Annotated in this window: 1 protein-coding gene; it reads left to right on the top strand. The window is 72.3% G+C overall.

Annotated elements, in window-relative coordinates; translation table 11 throughout:
- Positions 1-72: 72 nt before the first annotated feature.
- Positions 73-905 (top strand): PKD domain-containing protein (locus DZA62_RS35235; protein ID WP_232827686.1); only part of this gene is annotated, 833 nt, incomplete at its 3' end.

Raw genomic sequence — 905 nt, 5'->3', positions numbered from 1 at the left:
TACGTCAAGGAGGGCCGCACCCCGACCGTTCACTCGTCGGCCTCGCCTGACAACGGACAGGCGCCGGTCGAGGTGACCTTCTCCTCGGAGGGCACGTTCGACGCCGATGGCGATGCGCTCACCTTCGCCTGGGCGTTCGGCGACGGCGCGACCAGCACCGAGCCGAACCCGACGCACACCTACACCGAGGCGGGTGTCTACACGGCCCAGCTGGTGGTCACCGACACCACCGGGAGGTCGGCCAGCTCCAACCTCACGATCACCGTCGGCAACACCGAACCGGACGTGACCATCGAGCTCCCGGCCAACGGCCACGTCTTCGAGTGGGGCGACGAGGTGCCCTTCCGGGTGTCCGTGACCGACGCCGAGGACGGGTCGACCGCCGACGGCGGCATCGACTGCGCCGACGTGACCGTGCAGCAGGGTGTCTACCACGACACCGGCGGCGCCGTGCACGTGCACCAGGGACCGTCGCAGAACGGCTGCGAGGGCACCATCGTCACCGACCCCGCGAGCGGACACGAAGGCCAGAACGTCACCGTGATCGTCACCGCGAGCTACACCGACGGCGGCGACCACCCGGACGCGCAGCCGCTCACCGGCGGCACCAGTCACCTGCTGCGGCCGGCCCGCACCGAGGCCGAGCACTTCAGCGAGTCCTCCGGCGTCGTCACCGGGCCGGGGAACGACGCCCAGGGCGGCGGCGAGACGGTGCGCGGCGCTGACGGCGACTGGGCGTCCTACGACCCGGTGAGCCTGGGTGGCGTCGAGTCGCTGGACCTGCGGGTCTCGGCGCTCGCGGACACCACCGTCGAGGTGCGGCGCGACGCCCCCGACGGGCAGTTGCTCGGCACCGCGCAGATCGAGGCGACGACCGAGATCGGCCGGGCGGCCGGCCAGAACGG

The sequence above is a fragment of the Jiangella endophytica genome, assembly GCF_003427025.1.
GTDB lineage: Bacteria > Actinomycetota > Actinomycetes > Jiangellales > Jiangellaceae > Jiangella > Jiangella endophytica.
Note: the sequence above shows the minus strand (reverse complement) of the source record. Positions and strands in the feature narration are given on the sequence as shown.